This is a genomic window from Streptomyces hygroscopicus subsp. hygroscopicus (assembly GCF_030269125.1).
GTDB classification, from domain to species: domain Bacteria; phylum Actinomycetota; class Actinomycetes; order Streptomycetales; family Streptomycetaceae; genus Streptomyces; species Streptomyces hygroscopicus_C.
This window is the reverse complement of sequence record NZ_BSSM01000017.1, coordinates 50,318-68,563: the sequence shown is the minus strand read 5'-3', so window position 1 is coordinate 68,563 and position 18,246 is coordinate 50,318. Positions and strand designations below refer to the sequence as shown.

Sequence of the window (18,246 nt, the reverse complement as noted above, 5' to 3'; positions counted from 1 at the left end):
CTACAGCCCGCAGGAGCCGCGGTCGAGGCCGAGGTAACGGGTGGACACCCAGCGGCACAGCCGCATACCGACGACGACGCCGGCGATGGTGACCAGGGCAGGCAGGTACCCGCCGGCGACCTGGACGACCGGGATCGCGGGACACCCGCCCGAGATCGCCCAGCCCGTGCCGAACAGCACGGCGCCGGGGACCACGCCCGCGTGGATGCGTTCCGGGGTCCGGCGCACCCTCAGCAGGGCGAAGGCGCACACGATGATCACCACCGCGCCGGCGAAGGAGAGGAGCATGCGCGGGTCCTGGAAGGTGAACATGCGGTTCAGCTGGGCGTAGTCACCGAAGCCGATGTTGCTGACGGTGTAGCCGAGCAGGAGGCCGGTGATGATGTTGGCCAGCAGGATCGCGCCCCGGGTACGCATCAGATCACCTTCCACAGGAGGAACGACACCGCGACGGCGGTGCCGAAGAACACGGTGGTCGCGACGATGCTGACCGGGCGGAGACGGCCGCAGCCGCTGAGTCCGTGGCCGGAGCTGCACCCGCCCGCCAGCCGAGTGCCGAAGCCGACCAGCACGCCACCCGCGAACAGCAGGGCGATCATGGTGGCCGGGTCGGCCGTGACCAGGTTCCGGAAACCGGGGCCCATGTCGTAGCGGAGGTGGAACCGCCCGGAGGTGACCGCGGCGACGAACCCGCCGACGAAGATCGACAAAAGCAGGGCGGCCTGGGTGACCAGCGGGACCGGGCGCGGGTTCGTGGTCGCGGGAGGTTCACATGTCGCCGGTCGGGCGACCGCTTCGACCGGCCGCGACGTACCGTACGGAATCGCCGGCTCGGCGGACGGGCCGGTGCCCGTGCCGAAGTGCTCAGCCGTGGCCGCGGCGAGGGCGTCGGCGAGTGCCTGGTCGTCGGTGAATTCCTCGTCCATCCGCTCGATGCGGCGTTCACGGCGCCAGTGCAATACGCGGTCCCACGCGGACGACACCCCGAAAGACCGGTCGGTGACGAGGGTGTAGTTGACGGTGGTCAGAGCGAGCCCGATGGCGCCCGCCCACCAGGGCCAGTAGGTACTGCTCATGCGGGTCCTCTCATCCAGTCGGCGAATCGCGTCCACCAGCCGCTCTTCGGTCCGGCCGCTCGCCGCGTGTGTCCGGCGCGGCCGTCCGAGGGCGCGGGAACCTGTGGAGGCGGGGCCGAGCGGTCACGCGGGACGGGTGACGGTGCCGCCCCGAACCGGTCCGTGGCCTGCGGTGCCGCGGTTTCGCGCGCCGGCCGCTCCTGCGGCCGGCCCGGTGCCGACCGGGACGCGGCGCCGGAGCGACCCGCCTCGGCCTCGGCCTCCAGGTGTCGTGCGCGGGCTCCGTTGGGCAGCAGGCTGATCGGCACGCGCTCGCCGGTGAGTGACGTCTGGTAACGCGCGCAGCCGAGCCACCGGTCCTCGCTGTCGCAGTAATATTCGCGCCAACCTTGCAGGCTCCCCCTGAGAAAAGGGAAAAGGGGGCATCCTGCGGCGTGCGAGCAACCCACGTCACTCCCTTCCGACCGCGCCCCGTCCATGCGCGGAGAGCGGTTCCTCGACCGGCCGCGATGCAATCACCGTTTCGACGCCGCGAGCAACTTCAGGGCATTTTCCGAATCGGACCAGCTGGTACCACCTGATGAGATATTCCGCGCGACGGATTTGATACCCCTGTCCCTCATGTCGGGACATTCGCGGCCGAAAACAAAGTAACTCGGGTCACCATTCCACCCTCATATCCGTGTTCCGCGCCGACGTAAGTCAGATCTTCACGGAGAGGGTGAGAACACCGGGATTCTTGTGGCGATGGCGTGAATATCATGGACGGCGGACGAAGGGCCGCGGAAAGAAATTGCGCCGCCGGGCCGCCGCCTCCCGCGTCCCTCCTCGTGGGGAGCGCGCCAGGGCCGGGCCGCGGGGGCCGGTACGCTTGGGCCGCTGCGGCACCCTCCCGTCCGATGATCCGCTCCCGCGGTGAGTCACGCCTGCGGCGAACGAGACGTCTTTGGGCATGGGGATGAAGACCAAGTGCTTATAGCGGGCCGATACAGGCTGCGGGACACCATCGGGCGGGGCGCGATGGGGGAGGTCTGGCGGGCCTACGACGAGATGCTCGGCAGACCGGTTGCCGTGAAACTCCTGCTCCCCCACGACTCCGACCCCACCGCGTCCTCCCGCTTCCGGCTGGAGGCGCAGACCGCGGGCCGTCTCAGCCATCCGAACGTGGTCGGCGTCCTCGACTTCGGCGAGTACGAGGACCGCCTGTTCCTGGTGATGGAGCTGGTCGACGGGGGCAGCCTCGCCGGGCTGCTCGCCGCCTGCGGGCCACTGCCCGTCGAGCGGGTGGCCCAGCTCGCCGCGCAGGCCGCCGTCGGACTGGCCACCGCGCACCGGCAGGGCATCGTGCACCGGGACATCAAGCCGGCCAACCTCCTGCTGGACACCGAGGGCACCCTGAAAATCGGCGACTTCGGCATCGCCCGCTTCCTCGACGACCCCGGCGCCGCGCTCACCGCCACCGGGCAGATCGTCGGCACCAGCCTCTACCTCGCGCCCGAGCGGGCCCTGGGCCACACCGCCGGCCCGGCGTCCGACGTCTACTCCCTGGGCTGCGTCCTCTACCAACTCCTCACCGGGCGACCGCCGTTCCAGGCGGACAGCGCGCTGGCGGTGCTTCACCAGCACCTCGACTCCACCCCGCTGTCACCCCGGCGCATGCGCACCGACCTCCCGCCCGCCTTCGAGAGCTACCTGCTCGGTCTGCTGGCCAAGGAACCCGAGGGCCGCCCCACGGCCGAGGAGGTGGCGGACTGGTTCGGGCGCGGGGCCTGGCGCGGCACGCCGGAGCCGCTGCCGAACGAACACCAAGGTCACGGCCGCCCGGCCCTGCCGCACGGCACCGGCTTCGAAGCCGCCGCTCCCGCGAGCCCCGTCCCCGCTCCCGCCGCCCACGGCGCCTTCGCCCCGGCGACGGGCACCGAGTGGCAGACGAGCGTGCACCGGGCCGCGCCCCGCCGCCCGCGCCTGCCGTTCCTGCGCCGTTCCCGGTTGGTGGCCGCACTGGGCGGCGCCGTCCTCTTCACCCTGGCGCTGCTGGTGGGCATGGCGTGGTTCTCGCCCGACGCCGGCTCGTCGCAGGAGCCGCAGACCACGCCGTCCACGAGCGCGAGCCCCACCGCCTCCTCCACGACCGCGCCGTCGCTCCCGACGGCCTACCAGACGGCCTCCTCGCCCCGGGCACAGCCCGCCGAGCAGGACGCCAAGGAGACCGCCAAGCACGGCAAGGGCAAGCACTGACAGGGACCCCGGGCGCTCCCCGCGCATGCCGAGGCGGTGCCCGGGGGGTCCCCGGTCGGGCGCCCTCCGGTGCGGCCCGCCAGGGCACGCGCGGGCGTCAGGCGGGCCGGCGTATCGCCTGGTCCGGCCCTGAGCCGGGAACGGCGGGCGGTGCGGGCGGCCGTCAGCCGCAGCAGCCCTCACCCGGTCGCTGCGCGGTCTCCGCGCCCGGTTCGGCCGCCGGAGCGGTGCCGAGCTGGACGAGCGCGGGGGCGGGGGCGCAGCAGCCGCCCCCCTGGTCGGCGTCGGGGTCGTCGAAGAGGCCGGCGCCGCCGCACACCCCGGTCTCCGGGAGGGTGAGTTCGACGCGGTCGGCGGATTCCAGGTCGCCGGCGATCGCGGCGACGACGGAGCGGACCTGCTCGTACCCGGTCATGGCGAGGAACGTCGGGGCACGGCCGTAGGACTTCATGCCGACCAGGTAGACGCCCTGCTCGGGGTGGGACAGCTCGCGGTGGCCGTGGGGGTAGACGGTGCCGCAGGAGTGCTGGTTGGGGTCGATCAGCGGCGCGAGCGCGACCGGGGCCTGGAGGCGTTCGTCGAGGCGCAGGCGGACCTCCGACAGGAAGGACAGGTCCGGGCGGAAGCCGGTCAGCACGATCAGCTCGTCGACCGCCTCCAGCCGTCGGCCGTCCTCGGCGACCAGGACCGGACGGCCGTCGCCGTCGCGCTCGACGGCTGCGGTGCGGAAGCCGGTGACCGCGTCGGCGTGGCCCTTCTCGACCGCGGCCTTCGCGGCCAGGCCGAGCGCGCCGCGGGCGGGCAGCTGGTCGGCGGTGCCACCGCCGAAGGTGGAGCCGGAGATGCCGCGGCGCAGGATCCACAGCGCCTTGGTGCCCTCGCCCTCGTCGGACTCGGCCAGGTCGGCGAGGTAGGCGAGCGCGGTGAACGCGGAGGCGCCGGAGCCGATGACCGCGGTGCGCCTGCCCGCGTACCGCGCCCGTACGGCGGGGTCCTTCAGGTCGGGGACGCGGTAGCTGATCCGCTCGGCCGCCGCCTTCTCGCCGAGCGCCGGCAGCCCGCTGCCGCCGGCCGGGCCGGGCGTGGTCCAGGTGCCGGAGGCGTCGATCACCGCACGGGCGAAGAGGCGCTCCTCGCGGCCGTCGGCGTGGGCGACGTGAACGACGAAGGGCTGTTCCTCGCGGTCGGCGTCCACGATCCGGTCGCGGCCGGCGCGGGAGACACCGGTCACGGTCACGGCGACGCGGACCCTGTCGCCGAGGACGTCGGCGAGCGGCTGGAGGTACCGCTCGGCCCAGTCCCCGCCCGACGGATAGGTCGCCGCGTCCGGCCTGGTCCAGCCGGTCGGCGCGAGCAGCTTCTCCGCCACGGGGTCGGTGACCTCGCCCCAGGTGGAGAACAGCCGCACGTGCGACCACTCGCGCACGGTCGCGCCGGCGGCCGGACCGGCTTCCAGCACCAGGGGCTCGATGCCGCGGTCGACCAGGTGGGCGGCGGCGGCCAGGCCCACGGGTCCGGCTCCGATCACCACGACGGGCAGCTCGGCGATGGCGGGCAGGTTCACGGCGACTCCTCGCGTGTTTCGACATCCGTCGATGGTTTGTACCGCCAGCATTCCAGCTGATTCGATGAACGTCAACATAGACATGTGTCGAATTCACCAGCTCGAAGGGGTGCGCCACCGTGGCGGCCGTCCCGTCGCCCCGGTCGACCCCTCACCCCTTGGTTCGAGACGTGTCAACATAGACGCATGTCGAACCCCAAGGTGCTGCCGCTGATCGCGCCCGAGTCCGGCGCCGTGGCGCCGTGCTGCCCTCCGCTCACCGAGCGCCCGTTCACCGCGGAGGAGGCCGAGACCGCGGCGCGCATGTTCAGGGCGCTGGGCGATCCGGTGCGGCTGCGGCTGTTCTCCGCCGTCGCCTCCCACGAGGGCGGCGAGGCGTGCGTGTGCGACATCTCCGACGTCGGCGTCTCCCAGCCGACCGTCTCCCACCACCTGAAGAAGCTCAAGGACGCCGGGCTGCTCACCTCCGAGCGGCGCGGCACCTGGGTGTACTACCGGGTCGAGCCGTCGGTGCTGGCGTCGATGGGCAAGCTGCTCGCCGTCGCCCCGGCCGCGGCCTGACGTTCCGTTCCCGGCGGCGCAGGTGGCAGCCCGGCCGCGAGCCCGGCCTGGCCGCCGCCGACGATCACCACCTGCGGGTGCCGGACGCTCATCGCACTCCCCGGCCGGCCGCCCCGGGCTCCCCGCGGCGGTCCGGGCCGGGCATCAGCTGTCCTGGACGGCCGGGGCCGGCCGCGGGTCGGCGCCGAACCTCCGCCGCCAGGCGAGGGAGACGTAGACCAGGGCGACCAGGACCGGCACCTCGATCAGCGGGCCCACCACGCCGGACAGGGCCTGGCCGGAGGTGACGCCGAAGGTGGCGATGGCGACGGCGATGGCCAGCTCGAAGTTGTTGCCGGCGGCGGTGAAGGCCAGGGTGGCGGTGCGGTCGTAGGCCAGGCCGATCGCCTTGCCCAGGGCGAAGACGCCGAACCACATGATCGCGAAGTAGGCCAGCAGCGGCAGCGCGATCCGGGCCACGTCCAGCGGCCGGGAGGTGATCGTCCTCCCCTGGAGCGCGAAGAGGATGACGATCGTGAACAGCAGGCCGTACAGCGCCCACGGGCCGATCTTCGGCAGGAAGCGGGTCTCGTACCTCGCGCGGCCGAGCTTCTTCTCGCCGACGCGGCGGGTGAGGAACCCGGCGAGCAGCGGGACGCCGAGGAAGACGACGACGTTCAGGGCGATCTTCCCCATGGAGATGCTCAGGTGCCGGCCGCCGCCGAGGCCGAGCCAGCCGGGCAGCAGGTCGAGGTAGAACCAGCCCAGCAGCCCGAAGGCCAGGACCTGGAAGACCGAGTTCAGCGCCACGAGGACGGCGGCCGCCTCGCGGTCGCCGCAGGCGAGGTCGTTCCAGATGACGACCATGGCGATGCAGCGGGCCAGGCCGACGATGATCAGGCCGGTGCGGTACTCGGGCAGGTCCGGCAGGAAGATCCACGCCAGGGCGAACATCACCGCGGGCCCGACGAGCCAGTTGACGACCAGCGAGGAGACCATCAGCCTCTTGTCGCCGGTGACGGCGTCGAGCCTGTCGTAACGGACCTTGGCCAGGACCGGATACATCATGATCAGCAGGCCGACGGCGATCGGGAGCGAGATGCCGCCGATCTCGACCTTGGCCAGCGCGTCGTTCAGCCCGGGGACGAGCCGGCCGAGGCCGAGGCCGAGGGCCATGGCGAGCAGGATCCAGACGGCGAGGAAACGGTCGAGGGTCGACAGCTTCGCGACGACCGAGGCGTCCTCGGCGGTCGCGGGTGCTTCGGTGCGGGTCACGGGCAGGCTCTCTTGGTGTCGGCGGCGTTCCGGGCGGACCCGGCCAGTTCGGCGAACCGGTCGGCGAGGCGGGCGAGCACGTCCGGGCGCAGTTTGTAGTACGTGTACCGGCCGCACGGCTCGGTATCCACCACCCCTGCCTCGCGCAGCACCTTCAGATGGTTGGAGAGGTTCGTCTGCTTCGCGCCGGTCTCCTCGACCAGGTGGGTGGTGCAGAGCGTCTCCTTGGCGAGGAGGGTGACGATCCTGAGCCTGAGCGGGTCGGCCAGCACCCGGATCAGATCAGCGTCGACTGACGTCAGCATGCACTGATACTCTCACATCAGTCAGGGCTGATACCAGCCTTGGCTGATCCGTCGCTCGTCGGAGCCGGCTTCCCGTCCAGTGGGAGCGGAGCGGACCCCCGCCGACCGCGGATCGCCCGCGTCCGGCGGGACCCCGGCCCGCCCGCAGCCGTACGTCCAGCGAAGGAAGAACCATGCCCTCCAGCCCGATCGCTTCCGTGCTGTTCGTCTGCGTCCACAACGCCGGCCGCTCCCAGATGGCCGCCGGTTTCCTCTCGCATCTCGCGGGCGACCGGGTCGAGGTCCGCTCCGCGGGCTCCCTCCCGGGCGATCAGGTCAACCCCGCCGCGGTCGAGGCCATGGAGGAGGTGGGCATCGACATCTCGCGGGCCGAGCCCAAGGTCCTGACGACCGAGGCCGTCCAGGCGTCCGACTACGTCATCACCATGGGCTGCGGCGACGCCTGCCCGGTCTTCCCCGGCAAGAAGTACCTGGACTGGGCCCTGGAGGACCCGGCCGGCAAGGGCGTCGAGGCCGTCCGCCCCATCCGCGACGAGATCAGGACCCGTATCGAGGCCCTGATCACCGAGATCGACGCCCGGCGAGAGGCGTGACCCGGTGACCGGCGACGGCGTCCGCTCCGCCCGCGCGGACATCCCCGGCGCCGCGGCCCCGGCCTGACCGGACCGGACGCCGGGCGGGCCGCCCCGTCCGGCAACGCGCCCCGGCCCCGACCGACTCGACGGCGCTGCCAGGGGCTCGGGGAGGGCGTCTACGATCGGGCGGCATGGACTGGTTGGGGCGGGTCGGGAAGCTGAGGCAGTGGGCCAGGAACGGGACACGCGCTCCGCACAAGCCGCTCCTGCTGCTGTACGCGCTCGGCCGGTTCCAGGAGGACGCCGAGGGCGGTCTGCGGTACACGGCGGTGGAGCGGGATCTGCAACGCCTGCTGACCGAGTACGGGCCGCCGCACCGGACGACGCCCGCGTACCCCTTCCACCACCTGGTCGGTGACGGCGTGTGGGAGGTGCGCACCGACCGCGGGTCCGGCAGTCCGGGAACCGGGGTGCGGGACCTGAGGGAGACGGGTGCCACCGGGCGGCTCGCGCCGGAGTTCCGAGCGGCGCTGCGACGGGAACCGCCACTGCTCGGCGCCGTCGCACGCTTGCTGCTCGACGTGCACTTCCCGCCCTCCCTGCACGGCGAGTTGTGCGAGGCGGTCGGCCTGCGCCTGGACCCGGCGGAGGGCGACGCGCTCGCGGTGGCGCGCAGGCGGCGGGATCCGCGGATGCGGGAGCTGGTGCTGACCGCCTACGAGTACCGGTGCGCGTTCTGCGGGTACGACGGCAGGATCGGCGCGGTGCCGGTCGGGCTGGAGGCGGCCCATGTGCGCTGGTGGGCGTTCGGGGGGCCCGACGAGATCGAGAACGGGCTGTGCCTGTGCTCGCTGCACCACAAGCTGTTCGACCGGGGGGTCCTCGGCGTCGGAGAGGGGCAGCGCATCCTGGTCTCCCAGCGCTTCGTCGGCCACAGCCCCGCCGCCCGTGCGCACGTCACGGCCCTCGCGGGCCGCCGGCTCGTCGGCCCCCAGCCGGGCGTGCGCCCGGTCGCCGCCGCCCACCGCGACTGGCACACCCGCCAGGTCTTCCACGGCGAGCCGCGCCTGCCCGAACAGCCCGTCGGCAGCGATCGGGCGGTCGGGCCTTCCGGGAGGTGATCCCGAGCGGGGCCGGCGGACACCGACCGCGACGAGGCGGCGGCCCCGGGCGCGGACGCGCCCGCAAAAGCGGCTCCCGCGCGGAGCCCGGGGCGGCGGCGGTGCCGGTGCCGTGAGAGAGCGGGCGCAGGCCGAGGAGGGCGGTGGGGTGCGGGTCGTGGCCGAGGTGTTCGCGCGGGCCGTCGGCGCGGCCGCCCCGGGCGGGCTCGCCACGGCGGACGGGGGCGGCTTCGGCGGCGGGGTGGGGGCGGCCGGCGGCGGGCTACGGCCGCGACGTCCGTCGGCCTTCCGAGGAGAAGCGTGGTCATCCCGCGTCGGGCGGGCGACGGGCAGCGGTCCATCGGGCGGCTCGCCACGGCGCGCGGGCACGACCCCGCCCTCCGCGTCGATCGGCGGACGCGGGACGGGCTCGGCGTGGCTTCGACGGCGGGCGGTCGCCACGGCACGCGGCGGCCGACGGGTCGACGCCGGCGGGGGGCCTCGGGCTGCCTCGCCGTGCTGCTGCGGGACCCGGCGACCGGGCCGTACGGGTCAGGCCGACTGGAGCCGGTCCGCCAGGCCCGCCTCCTCGAAGGCCGCCTCCACGTCCCGCCGCGTCTCCGTGAAGTGCGCCCAGCCGTCGACATGGGCCGCCACCACCCGGCGGGCGCCGAGGAGCCGGGCCGCGGCGGCCGCGCCCTTGCCGTCGAGGACGAGCAGCGCGTCGTCGAGGAGGGGCATCCGGGGGGCGCCCGCGAAGAGTACGGCGGTGTCGACGGGGGCGTACCGGGCGGCGACCTCCCGGACCAGGCCGAGGGAGGCGTTGTCGCCGCTGATGTACACGGTGGGCAGGTCGGCGGCGGTCAGCACGAAGCCGGTGACCTCGCCGACGAGCGGTTCGCAGCCCTCGGGGCCGTGCAGGGCGGGCGCGGCGGTCACGGTGACCGTGCCGCCGTCGGGGCGTGGCAGGTCGACGGACTGCCAGGGGGTGAGGGGTTCGGCGGTGCCGCCGAGCCGGCCGGCCGCCGCGGGGGTGGTGAGGGTGCGGGGTACGGCGGCGAGCAGCGCCCGGCCGGAGTGGTCGAGGTTGTCGGCGTGCTGGTCGTGCGAGAGGAGCACGACGTCCACCGCGCCTATGTCGGCGGGGGTCGCGGACGGCGGCGCGGTCTTGACCAGGGTGCGGCCGCTCGGGGACGGGTAGTCGCCGGGCTCGTCGAAGGTGGGATCGGTCAGGAAGCGCAGGCCGCCGTACTCGAGGACGACGGTGGGGCCGCCGAGGACACGGACGGGAAGGTCGACGGGGCGGGCGGTCGCTGCCATGGGCACTCACCTCACGGTTGGGTATGAGTTCATCCGTGAGGGACGGTAGTCGTTCCTCACGGATGACCGCAAGGGCTACCATGAGAGTCGGGAAGCGTCGCCGGAAGCGTGAGGAAGAGCATGGCGGGGAGCGTGGCGGGGTCGGCGGTGGGCTCCGGGGCGGGGACCGCGATGGGGCCGGAGGCAGGGACGACCGCCGGGACCGGGGCGGCTGTCGCGCGGCCGGCCGACGAGCCGTCCCCGGCCCCCGGCGCCGAGGAGTACCCCTCGCTCGACCTCGCCAACAGCGCGATCGCGCTGCCCGGCGGCCACTTCACCGACTTCCTGGGCACGCCCGCCGCGGCGGACCACTGGCTCGCGGCGCACGCCCTCGCGCCCGAGGACGCGGGCCTGCGGGAGACCTGCGCGGCCCAGCTGCGCTCCCTGCGCGAGCACGTACGGTCCCTGATCGCCGCCCGCGTCGAGGGGCAGGCACCCCCGGCCGGCGCCCTGAACGCCGTCAACGACGCGCTCACCCGGGCCCCCGCCGCCGAACTCCTGCACTGGTCCCCGGAGCGGGGCCTGCACCGGGCGGCCGCCCACCCCACCACGCAGATCCTGGACCACGCCCTGGCCGCCCTCGCCGCCGACGCCGCCCGGCTGCTCACCGGGCCGGACGCCGACCGGCTCACCGCGTGCGGCTCCGCCCCCTGCAACCGCTATCTGCTCCGCCGCGGCCGCCGCCATTGGTGCTCCACCCGCTGTGGCGACCGCGCCCGCGCGGCCCGCGCCTACGCCCGCCGCACCGCGCGCCCCGACCCGGCCTCCCCCGCCGAAGACGCCTGAGCCGACCGCACCCGGACGACACCAGCCGCCCCGCGGCAACCCGCGAACCGCCCCCGCCGGGAGCGCGCAAGCCGCCCCACCGGAGCACGCGAGCCGCGGCATCCCCTCCCGAGCCACGGCCCCGCCCCGCCAGGAACCCGCGACGCGGCTCCTCCCGAGCACCCGGGGCAGCCCCTCCTGAACACGCGGCCCGGCCCTCTCGGCGGCACGGCGCCTGTCCGGACAGCGGGCCCCCGCGCCCCCACCCCGAACCGCCGGTACAGGGAGGGCGGTCCGCCGCTCGCAGGGACCGTACGGCCGTCCTCCGCGCCATGACCCGGGCGGGCCGCGCGCCGTCGTGGCGATGGACACGGACCGCCACCGGACGTCAGGGGTCGCCCCGCCCGAGGACGGGGCGGGTCGTCGGGGCGCGGACCGCGCACCGGGCCGTGGGCGTCGACGACGAGGGCGTCGCTCGCGCCGGCCGCCAGCGCGCCGCGCACCGCCGCGTTCACGTCCTCCGCCATCATGGAGCGGCCCGACTCGTGGCCCCGGCCGTCCGGCTGGACGCCGTCCGCGTCGACGAGGCCGGTGACGCCTTCCATGTCCGCACTCACGTGGACACGGTGGCGTCGGCCTCGACGGACCCTACGTATTGTAGGTTCCCGATCGGTCAGAGCCTCAAGGCAGTTCACACACCTGTTCCACGACGTCCGACGGGGGACCCATGCAGGACACGGAGACGGCGCCCGGTGGTGAGGTCTGCGCACGCAGCCTCGCGCCGACCCTCACCGTACTCGTCGTCAGCCTCTTCATCGCCGCCGTCGGCGTGTACGAGCTGTGCGGCTTCGGGCTGCACAGCCTCGACCGGCGCCCGCACCTGTTCAGCGACGGCCTCGCCACCGCCGGGGTGATCGTCGCCGTGGTGGCCGCCGGGGCGGCGGCGGGGAACCTGGCCTGGACGCTGGCCTCCGGCCGGCGCGGTACGGAAAGGGCCGGGTAAGAAGCGGTCCCGGTACGCTCCTTTACCGTAGACCGACCGGGCGAGTTTCCCTACGCGCTGTAGGGTCGCGCCCGTAGGCACCGTCCCCCTCCCCAAGGTGACCAGTCACCATGCCCGCTCCGCAGTCGACCGTCCCCTCCCCGCACGCCCCCGCCCGGCGCACCCCGCGCCGCGAGTTCCCGACGATCACGCCCGGCCCCCGGCTGCGCGCGGCGGCGGCCTCGGCCACGGTGTGGTACCTGCGGCTGATCGCCGTGCTCAACGTCCTCGCGGTCCTCTCCCTGCCGTTTCGCGAGGAGGTCCACGAGCACAACACCAGCAAGCTCTTCAACCAGGAGCACCCGCAGCACCACGGCGCCTTCTTCACGCCGTACCTGGCCACCGGCGGGCTGGTCTCGGCCGCGCTCGCGATCCTCCTGATGCTGGTGATGCGGCGTCGCAAGCGGGCCGCCTGGCTGACCAACCTCCTGCTCGCCGGACCGCTCTTCGCGGTCTACGTCGTCGGGCTCACCCAGGACCGGTACGCCGACCACCTCTTCAACTGGGTCTCCGCCGCCCTGACCGGCCTGTTCGTGGCCGCCCTGGTGATCGGCCGACGCGAGTTCAACGCGGTCGGCGACCCCTCCAACCCGAAGCTGGCGCTCGCCGTCGGCGCGGGCGGAGTGCTGGTCACCGGCGGCCTCGGCACCCTGCTGGTGCACGCCACCAACACGCTGCCCGGCGCGGGTCTGGCCGACGAGATCGTCTACACCTATCTGCGCGGCATCAGCGTCGGCGTGTTCGCCGACCGCATCGAGCATGTGCACGCGCCCCGCTGGACCGACATCACGGTCAACGCCCTGCTCGCCGCGGCCTTCTGCGCCGTCGTCTACGCCTGCTTCCGCTCCCCGCGCGGCAAGCAGCTGCTCACCGCCGACGACGAGGACAGGCTGCGCGCGCTGCTCGACAAGCACGGCGCCCGCGACTCCCTCGGCTACTTCGCGCTGCGCCGCGACAAGGCCGCGATCTTCTCCCCCAGCGGCAAGGCGGCGATCACCTACCGCGTCGTCGGCGCCGTCTCGCTGGCCTCCGGCGACCCGATCGGCGATCCCGAGGCCTGGCCCGGCGCCATCGACGCCTGGCTCACCGAGGCCCGTCGGCACGCCTGGATCCCCGCGGTCATGGGCGCGAGCGAGGAGGCGGGCACCGTCTACGCGCGGCACGGCCTGGACGCGCTCGAACTCGGTGACGAAGCCATCGTGGACATCGCCGACTTCACCCTCGAAGGCCGCCCGATGCGCGTGGTCCGCCAGGCCCACAACCGGGTCAAGCGGGCCGGCTACACCGTGCGCATCCGCCGCCACGAGGACATCCCGGCCGAGGAGATGGCCCACCTCATCGACCGCGCCGACCACTGGCGCGACGGCGCCACCGAGCGCGGCTTCTCCATGGCGCTGGGCCGCCTCGGCGACCCGCGGGACGGCCGCTGCGTGATGCTGGAGTGCCGCGACGGCGACGGCCGGCCGCGCGCCCTGCTCAGCTTCGTGCCCTGGGGCGAGCACGGCCTCTCCCTGGACCTGATGCGCCGCGACCGGGACTGCGAGAACGGCCTGATGGAGTACATGGTCGTCGAACTCCTGCTGCGGGCGAAGGAGCTGGGCGTCCAGCGGGTGTCGCTGAACTTCGCCATGTTCCGGTCCGTCTTCGAACGCGGCGCCCGCCTCGGCGCCGGCCCGGTGCTGCGGCTGTGGCGCTCGGTCCTCACCTTCTTCTCCCGGTGGTGGCAGATCGAGTCCCTCTACCGCGCGAACGCGAAGTACCGGCCGGTGTGGGAGCCGCGGTTCCTGCTCTTCGCCAAGTCCGGTGACATCCCGCGGATCGGGCTGGCGAGCGCGCGGGCGGAGGGGTTCCTCACGCTGCCGGGGATGGGCGGGCGGTCGTGACCTCCCCCTCGTCCGGCTCGCCCTCGGGGGCCATGACGAGACCGGGAACCCGGGGCAGGGCGGTGCGGACCGCGTCGGCGACCCGGGGGAGGTCGACCCCGAGGCGGGTGAGCCGGGTGGACAACTCGGCCAGGGGGAGACCGGCGTGGCGGACGATCTCCAGGAATTCCGGGATCGGGTCGTCCAGTTCGAGCGGCAGGTCCCCGCGGTTGGGCCCGAACCCCTCCCCGCACAGCCGAAGGTCCGCCATGCCCAGCCCGTCCAGCTCCCGCACGGGCACCTCCAGCCCGGACTCGCAGAGCCGGCGCACGACGTCCTCCCGCTCCAGCAGCAACTGGGGCGGGACGGTGACGAGATGGAACAGCGGCACCGGCCGGTCCCAGTCGAGATCCCGGCTGTGCCGCTTCAACCGGACCAGCTCGTCGTCGTACATGCTCGCCGTCGCCGGGGCCGTGGTCCGCTCGACCCGGACGCCATAGCGCCGGAGGCAGTCGACGACCGCCTGCGGGGGCAGGCGGAGCTGCTGGGCCGACCGGAGGATCACCAGCATGGGCACGGTCCGGACGGTGAGGTCGTCCGCTCCCGCGGGCAACTGCTGGTAGACCTCGCGCAGCGTCCGTCCGTCGTTCAGGGCCGCCCGCCCGGGAAGCGTCACATACCGCGGCCGCAGACCGTAGGCGCGCAGGCGAGCCGCCGCCGCGACCGGTGACAGCCCGCTCTCGACGGCCCGCTCCACCAGATCCGACAGGATCGGCTCCGCGCCGAGGGTCCGGTAGCCGCGCTGGTGGACGTTGAGAAGCACCGCGTCCGTGTCCTCGACCCGGTCCGGGAGATCCCCGACGGGGATGCCCAGCTCCCGGAACCGGCCGGCGACGCCCGCGAGTCCCTCGCCGGACCGCAGGGACGTGTGGAGGAGGTAGCCCGGTGGTACCGGCTCGCGCGCGTCGAGGCTCAGCAGCATCGGGTCGTCCCAGCCCCACTCGGCGCTCAGCCGCAGCAGCTCCCGCGCCGACCGGTCGTCCAGGGGGCCCGGCTCGGGACGCAGGCCGTAGTCGGTCAGCGTCCCCACCACCTCGTCCAGGGGGCGGCCCAGGTCGCGCATCGCCCGCAGCAGCCACCCGGCCTTGACCGGCTCGTCCGGCGGGAGCCACGGGCTCTCGCCGTCCAGCCGCCGGCTGAGCAGGCGCACCACCCAGTCCTCGGGCGTCACGGCCGGCAGGGCACGCCCGGGTATCCGGAAGCCCAGCGCCCGCAGCCGGTCGACCGCCTCCTCGAACCTGATGTTCAGCGTCAGATACGCCTTGACGAGGTGCCCCGGCGGCACCGGGTTCCCCACGAGCAACCACTGGTCCGCGCGCGCGACGCCGCCCAGTCCGCCGGCGAGCAGCGCGGCCGTCGTGGCGTCGAGCGCCACGGCGCCGACGGGCCGCGCCGGCACGGGCAGGCCGAGCGCCGCCATCCGGGCCAGTGTCTCCTCGTACGACATCCCGCAGGCCATGGCCGCCGACAGCACATGCCCCGGGCGTACGGGCTCGTGGTCGTCCTGGATGTCGATCCACGACCGGTCTGTCCAGACCCGGCCCTCCTTGGAGCACAGCAGTGCGTCCGACGGCCTCGCGGGCAGCACCGCCCGTACCCGGGCCAGCTCGGGAACGAGGGCGGTCAGCGCGGTCAGTTCCGCGTTGGGCGCGTGGGCGAGCACACGCCACAGCAGCAGCGCGTCGTCCATCCGTCCGGTGACCCCGTGGAGCGGCGCGCCCCAGCCCTCCTCCTCGTCGGCGCGGTGCACCAGGTGGACGTCGGGCGCGAAGAATCCCACCGTCGCCACCTTCGCCGGGTGCCCGTGCACCTCCAGATCGACGCCCGCCTCCCCCGCCGCCTCCGTCACCAGGTCCGCGAGGCGGGGGCTGCGCAGGGCCACGTCGGCCAGCCACTCGCCGGTCAGCAGCGGCGGGTCGGCCGCGAGCAGCGCGGGCAGAGCCTTCTTGATCAGCTTCTCGACCACCTGGTCCACATCCGGGTCCAGGATCTCCGCCCGGTCCACCGACAGATCGCGGGGCCGGCTCGCGCCCGTCAGGTTGACCACGACCCCCCGCAGCCGCCCCGCGTCCTCCGGCCCGCCCAGCACGCCCCGCCGCACCCGGGGTTCGATGAAGATGCCGTCGGCGAGGAGACCGCCGCCGTGCTCGCACCAGATCACCTGGCCGTCGGCGCGCGCGTCGCCCTCGGGCCAGGGGACCGTGCGTCCGTGGGCGACGAAGCCGTCGGAGCGGCCCGCGGTGCCCTCCCGGGCCTTGAGCACGCCCGGCTCCCAGGGCGCGGGCTCCTGGCCGCCGTCCCGTTCCACGATGACCGGGAACTCCGCGATGCCCAGCAGCCGGCGCAGCTCCCGCACACAGGAGGGCGCGTTCTCGCCGTCCCGGAGGTAGAGGCGGACCGTGGTGCCGACCGGGCCCCATTTCCCCGTGCGCCGCACCCGGAAGTAGTGCCCGGGGCCGGTGATCAGCACCGTGAGCTGTTGCCGGGGACTCTCGCGGGTGTCCATCGGGCAGGTGGTGACCCGGATCTCGTCGGCGAGCATGAAGTAGCTGAGCACGCCGATGCCGAAGCGGCTGTTCGGCCGCACGGCGAACCCGCCGCCCTCCTCCGCCCAGTCCCAGGCGCCGTCCCGGGAGCGCGGGTGGTCGCGGAAGCGGACGCCGGCCCGCGAGAACACCTCGGCGAGCACGGTCTCGTCCATACCGATGCCCTCGTCCTGGCATTCGAGGTAGTGGCGCTGTTCGTCCTCGTCCCAGCCCTGGCGGAAGGTGATCCGGCCCTGGAAGGCGTCGCGGCCGTAGATCCGGTACTGGTAGGCGCGGCCGTAGCGGCAGGCGTCCAGCGCGTTCTGGTACAGCTCGCGGATGGCGAGGCCCCGGTCGCGGTACAGGTTCTCGCCCATGAGGAGTTCCTGGATCCGCTCCTCGTCCAGCCGGAACCGGATCACCTCGCCGGCCTGCCGGGGCTGGTTCCGCTCGTCCACCTCGCGGACCCCGTCGGCGTGCGCGTACACCGGGAGGGCGCCGATCTCCGGGGTGGGCCGGGTGCGGCGGGCCTCGCGCAGCAGGGCGTCCACGTGCCCGGCGTGCTCGGTGAGCGCGGCCACGGCGGCGGGGTGGTCGCAGGGGGCGTCCAGGGCGAGGGTGTCCCCGACCGGGGTCCACTTCGCCTTGTCCAGGCGGGCCAGCAGCTGGGCGGGGACGAGGGGTTCGGGGATGCCGACGTGCTCGGCGACGGCCGACGAGAGGTCCGTGACCTCGATCGCCATGGCATGTCCGATGGCGAAGAGCGGGCCGACGAGGAGGGCGCGGACCGGCTGGGCGTCGTGGCCGCCGAAGTCGACGTACGACGACCCGTCGGGCGGCTTGCGGAACAGCTCTCGCGGGCCGAGGTGGGCGCAGGACAGCAGCCAGGGCAGAAGGGGCTGTTCGAGTACGGTCGCGAGGTCGGCACCGGTCCGGCCGAGGGCGTCCAGCACCTTCCCCAGGCGCTCCGGCTGCGCGGCCTGCGACTTGATCCACTGGTGGAACAGCCACCAGCCGACCGCCGCGCGGCCGTCACCGCGGTCGGGCAGGGTGGTGCCGAGTTTCGCCGCTCTGACGAGGCGTTTGTGGTTCGTCAGCACGGTCTCGAAACCGGCGCGCTCCCGGCTGCCGTCCGCCCGTTCCTCCAGGTCCGCCGGGTCCACGACGCACAGGTCGGCGACGGTCCAGGCGTGTTGCACCTGGAGCAGGAAGGGGAGCAGGGCGATGAGCGCGGCCTCGGCGGCGGACAGCGAGGGGGACTCGATGGCGCCCCGGATGCCGTCCAGCCGCAGGTTCGTCCAGCGGACCGTGCGCCGGGCGAGTCCGGGGTCGTGCCAGGGGTCGTCGGCGAGTACCCCCCGTTTCCCGTCGTAGAGTCCGGCGAGTCTGCTCGCGGCGTCCGCGGCCTGGGCCCTGAGGCTCGCGGCCCGTTCGCCGGCGGCGGGCGGGACGAGCGACCAGGCTTCGGAGCCTTCGGCCAGTTCCCGCCACGCGCGCTGGAGTTCGGAGGCGGCGGCCGGTGCGGGGCCGCCGTCGCCCCCGTCGGGGCGCGACTCCTCGTCCCGCCGCTTGCGGGCCTCCTTCAGCAGGACGTTCCACTCCTCGGCCGAGGGGACGGGCACGCGCGGGTTCCGCTCCCGCGCCAGGAGGGCCAACGTGCGCCAGAAAGCGGTGAGTTTCTCCGTCCGGCGGGGAACGCCGTTGCCCTCGAACCAGCCTTCGAGCGTCTGGACCGGCACGTCCTGCGCGCACCGCGCCTTGATCTCGTGGGCGAGCCTCTTCGAAGTGGGTGAGCCGGCTGCCCGGTGCAGCCGTTTCAGCTCGTCCTCGTACCGCTTCCGTCCCGTCATCGCGCCGCCCCCTCCGCCCCGACTCCCGCGAATCGTACGACTCGTACGACTCGGGAAGGCGCAGATTACCGGCTGACCTGCGCCTTCACCGGGCGTGCCGCGGATCTGCC

At 74.0% G+C, this 18,246-nt stretch carries 15 protein-coding genes; 7 read left to right on the top strand and 8 right to left on the bottom strand.

Features of this window, described 5'->3' with window-relative positions; genetic code table 11:
- Together QSK45_RS30685 and QSK45_RS30680 are read right to left on the bottom strand one after the other, a co-directional pair.
- Positions 1–417, bottom strand: a complete 417-nt coding sequence (locus tag QSK45_RS30685) for a YeeE/YedE thiosulfate transporter family protein (protein WP_285562153.1) — start codon at positions 415–417, stop codon at positions 1–3.
- Positions 417–1,076, bottom strand: coding sequence for a YeeE/YedE family protein (locus QSK45_RS30680; RefSeq protein ID WP_285562152.1), 660 nt, complete (start codon positions 1,074–1,076; stop codon positions 417–419). Before QSK45_RS30680 ends, QSK45_RS30685 begins: the two co-directional genes overlap by 1 nt.
- Positions 1,077–2,045: 969 nt before the next feature.
- Between QSK45_RS30680 and QSK45_RS30675 the strand changes: the two genes are divergently transcribed.
- Positions 2,046–3,314: a serine/threonine-protein kinase gene (locus QSK45_RS30675; protein ID WP_285562151.1), complete on the top strand. Its 1,269-nt coding sequence runs from the start codon at positions 2,046–2,048 to the stop codon at positions 3,312–3,314.
- 163 nt (positions 3,315–3,477) lie between these two features.
- Here the strand turns inward: QSK45_RS30675 and QSK45_RS30670 are convergent, their stop codons facing one another.
- On the bottom strand, positions 3,478–4,878 hold the full coding sequence (locus QSK45_RS30670; protein WP_285562150.1) for an FAD-dependent oxidoreductase: 1,401 nt from the start codon (positions 4,876–4,878) through the stop codon (positions 3,478–3,480).
- A 186-nt stretch (positions 4,879–5,064) separates the two neighbouring features.
- Between QSK45_RS30670 and QSK45_RS30665 the strand changes: the two genes are divergently transcribed.
- Positions 5,065–5,439, top strand: a complete 375-nt coding sequence (locus QSK45_RS30665; protein ID WP_285562149.1) for an ArsR/SmtB family transcription factor — start codon at positions 5,065–5,067, stop codon at positions 5,437–5,439.
- 144 nt (positions 5,440–5,583) lie between these two features.
- Here QSK45_RS30665 and arsB read toward each other — a convergent pair whose 3' ends face one another.
- Both arsB and QSK45_RS30655 read right to left on the bottom strand, forming a co-directional pair.
- Positions 5,584–6,693, bottom strand: a complete 1,110-nt coding sequence (arsB, locus tag QSK45_RS30660) for an ACR3 family arsenite efflux transporter (protein WP_285562148.1) — start codon at positions 6,691–6,693, stop codon at positions 5,584–5,586.
- Complete coding sequence (locus QSK45_RS30655) at positions 6,690–6,998, bottom strand: ArsR/SmtB family transcription factor (protein WP_285562147.1); 309 nt, start codon at positions 6,996–6,998, stop codon at positions 6,690–6,692. Before QSK45_RS30655 ends, arsB begins: the two co-directional genes overlap by 4 nt.
- A 173-nt stretch (positions 6,999–7,171) precedes the next feature.
- Here QSK45_RS30655 and QSK45_RS30650 point away from each other — a divergent pair, with 173 nt between their 5' ends.
- On the top strand, positions 7,172–7,591 hold the full coding sequence (locus tag QSK45_RS30650) for an arsenate reductase ArsC (protein WP_285562146.1): 420 nt from the start codon (positions 7,172–7,174) through the stop codon (positions 7,589–7,591).
- Between the two features lie 173 nt (positions 7,592–7,764).
- Positions 7,765–8,694: a phosphorothioated DNA-binding restriction endonuclease gene (locus QSK45_RS30645; protein WP_285562145.1), complete on the top strand. Its 930-nt coding sequence runs from the start codon at positions 7,765–7,767 to the stop codon at positions 8,692–8,694.
- Positions 8,695–9,225: 531 nt separating this feature from the next.
- On the opposite strand, the gene QSK45_RS30640 is transcribed toward QSK45_RS30645, so the two are convergent.
- Positions 9,226–9,993: an MBL fold metallo-hydrolase gene (locus QSK45_RS30640; protein WP_285562144.1), complete on the bottom strand. Its 768-nt coding sequence runs from the start codon at positions 9,991–9,993 to the stop codon at positions 9,226–9,228.
- A 171-nt stretch (positions 9,994–10,164) separates the two neighbouring features.
- Between QSK45_RS30640 and QSK45_RS30635 the strand changes: the two genes are divergently transcribed.
- On the top strand, positions 10,165–10,818 hold the full coding sequence (locus QSK45_RS30635; protein ID WP_395484896.1) for an ABATE domain-containing protein: 654 nt from the start codon (positions 10,165–10,167) through the stop codon (positions 10,816–10,818).
- Here QSK45_RS30635 and QSK45_RS38670 read toward each other — a convergent pair.
- Positions 10,764–11,414, bottom strand: a complete 651-nt coding sequence (locus tag QSK45_RS38670; protein WP_395483521.1) for a M55 family metallopeptidase — start codon at positions 11,412–11,414, stop codon at positions 10,764–10,766. The genes QSK45_RS30635 and QSK45_RS38670 overlap by 55 nt on opposite strands.
- 110 nt (positions 11,415–11,524) lie before the next feature.
- On the opposite strand from QSK45_RS38670, the gene QSK45_RS30625 reads away from it, so the two are divergent.
- Both QSK45_RS30625 and QSK45_RS30620 read left to right on the top strand, forming a co-directional pair.
- Positions 11,525–11,800 (top strand): hypothetical protein, encoded by a 276-nt coding sequence (locus QSK45_RS30625; protein ID WP_285562142.1) that lies wholly within the window; start codon positions 11,525–11,527, stop codon positions 11,798–11,800.
- Positions 11,801–11,910: 110 nt separating this feature from the next.
- Positions 11,911–13,722 (top strand): phosphatidylglycerol lysyltransferase domain-containing protein, encoded by a 1,812-nt coding sequence (locus tag QSK45_RS30620; RefSeq protein WP_285562141.1) that lies wholly within the window; start codon positions 11,911–11,913, stop codon positions 13,720–13,722.
- Here QSK45_RS30620 and QSK45_RS30615 read toward each other — a convergent pair.
- Positions 13,691–18,136, bottom strand: coding sequence for a wHTH domain-containing protein (locus tag QSK45_RS30615; RefSeq protein ID WP_285562140.1), 4,446 nt, complete (start codon positions 18,134–18,136; stop codon positions 13,691–13,693). The genes QSK45_RS30620 and QSK45_RS30615 overlap by 32 nt on opposite strands.
- Between the last annotated feature and the right edge of the window lie 110 nt (positions 18,137–18,246).

What these genes read in the sequence shown, in the direction of transcription:
- QSK45_RS30685 (WP_285562153.1), bottom strand. Translation starts at nt 417, where the DNA reads ATGCGTACCCGGGGCGCGATCCTGCTGGCCAACATCATCACCGGCCTC.
- QSK45_RS30680 (WP_285562152.1), bottom strand. Translation starts at nt 1,076, where the DNA reads ATGAGCAGTACCTACTGGCCCTGGTGGGCGGGCGCCATCGGGCTCGCT.
- QSK45_RS30665 (WP_285562149.1), top strand. Translation starts at nt 5,065, where the DNA reads ATGTCGAACCCCAAGGTGCTGCCGCTGATCGCGCCCGAGTCCGGCGCC.
- QSK45_RS30655 (WP_285562147.1), bottom strand. Translation starts at nt 6,998, where the DNA reads ATGCTGACGTCAGTCGACGCTGATCTGATCCGGGTGCTGGCCGACCCG.
- QSK45_RS30650 (WP_285562146.1), top strand. Translation starts at nt 7,172, where the DNA reads ATGCCCTCCAGCCCGATCGCTTCCGTGCTGTTCGTCTGCGTCCACAAC.
- QSK45_RS30645 (WP_285562145.1), top strand. Translation starts at nt 7,765, where the DNA reads ATGGACTGGTTGGGGCGGGTCGGGAAGCTGAGGCAGTGGGCCAGGAAC.
- QSK45_RS30640 (WP_285562144.1), bottom strand. Translation starts at nt 9,993, where the DNA reads ATGGCAGCGACCGCCCGCCCCGTCGACCTTCCCGTCCGTGTCCTCGGC.
- QSK45_RS30635 (WP_395484896.1), top strand. Translation starts at nt 10,165, where the DNA reads ATGGGGCCGGAGGCAGGGACGACCGCCGGGACCGGGGCGGCTGTCGCG.
- QSK45_RS30625 (WP_285562142.1), top strand. Translation starts at nt 11,525, where the DNA reads ATGCAGGACACGGAGACGGCGCCCGGTGGTGAGGTCTGCGCACGCAGC.
- QSK45_RS30620 (WP_285562141.1), top strand. Translation starts at nt 11,911, where the DNA reads ATGCCCGCTCCGCAGTCGACCGTCCCCTCCCCGCACGCCCCCGCCCGG.
- QSK45_RS30615 (WP_285562140.1), bottom strand. Translation starts at nt 18,136, where the DNA reads ATGACGGGACGGAAGCGGTACGAGGACGAGCTGAAACGGCTGCACCGG.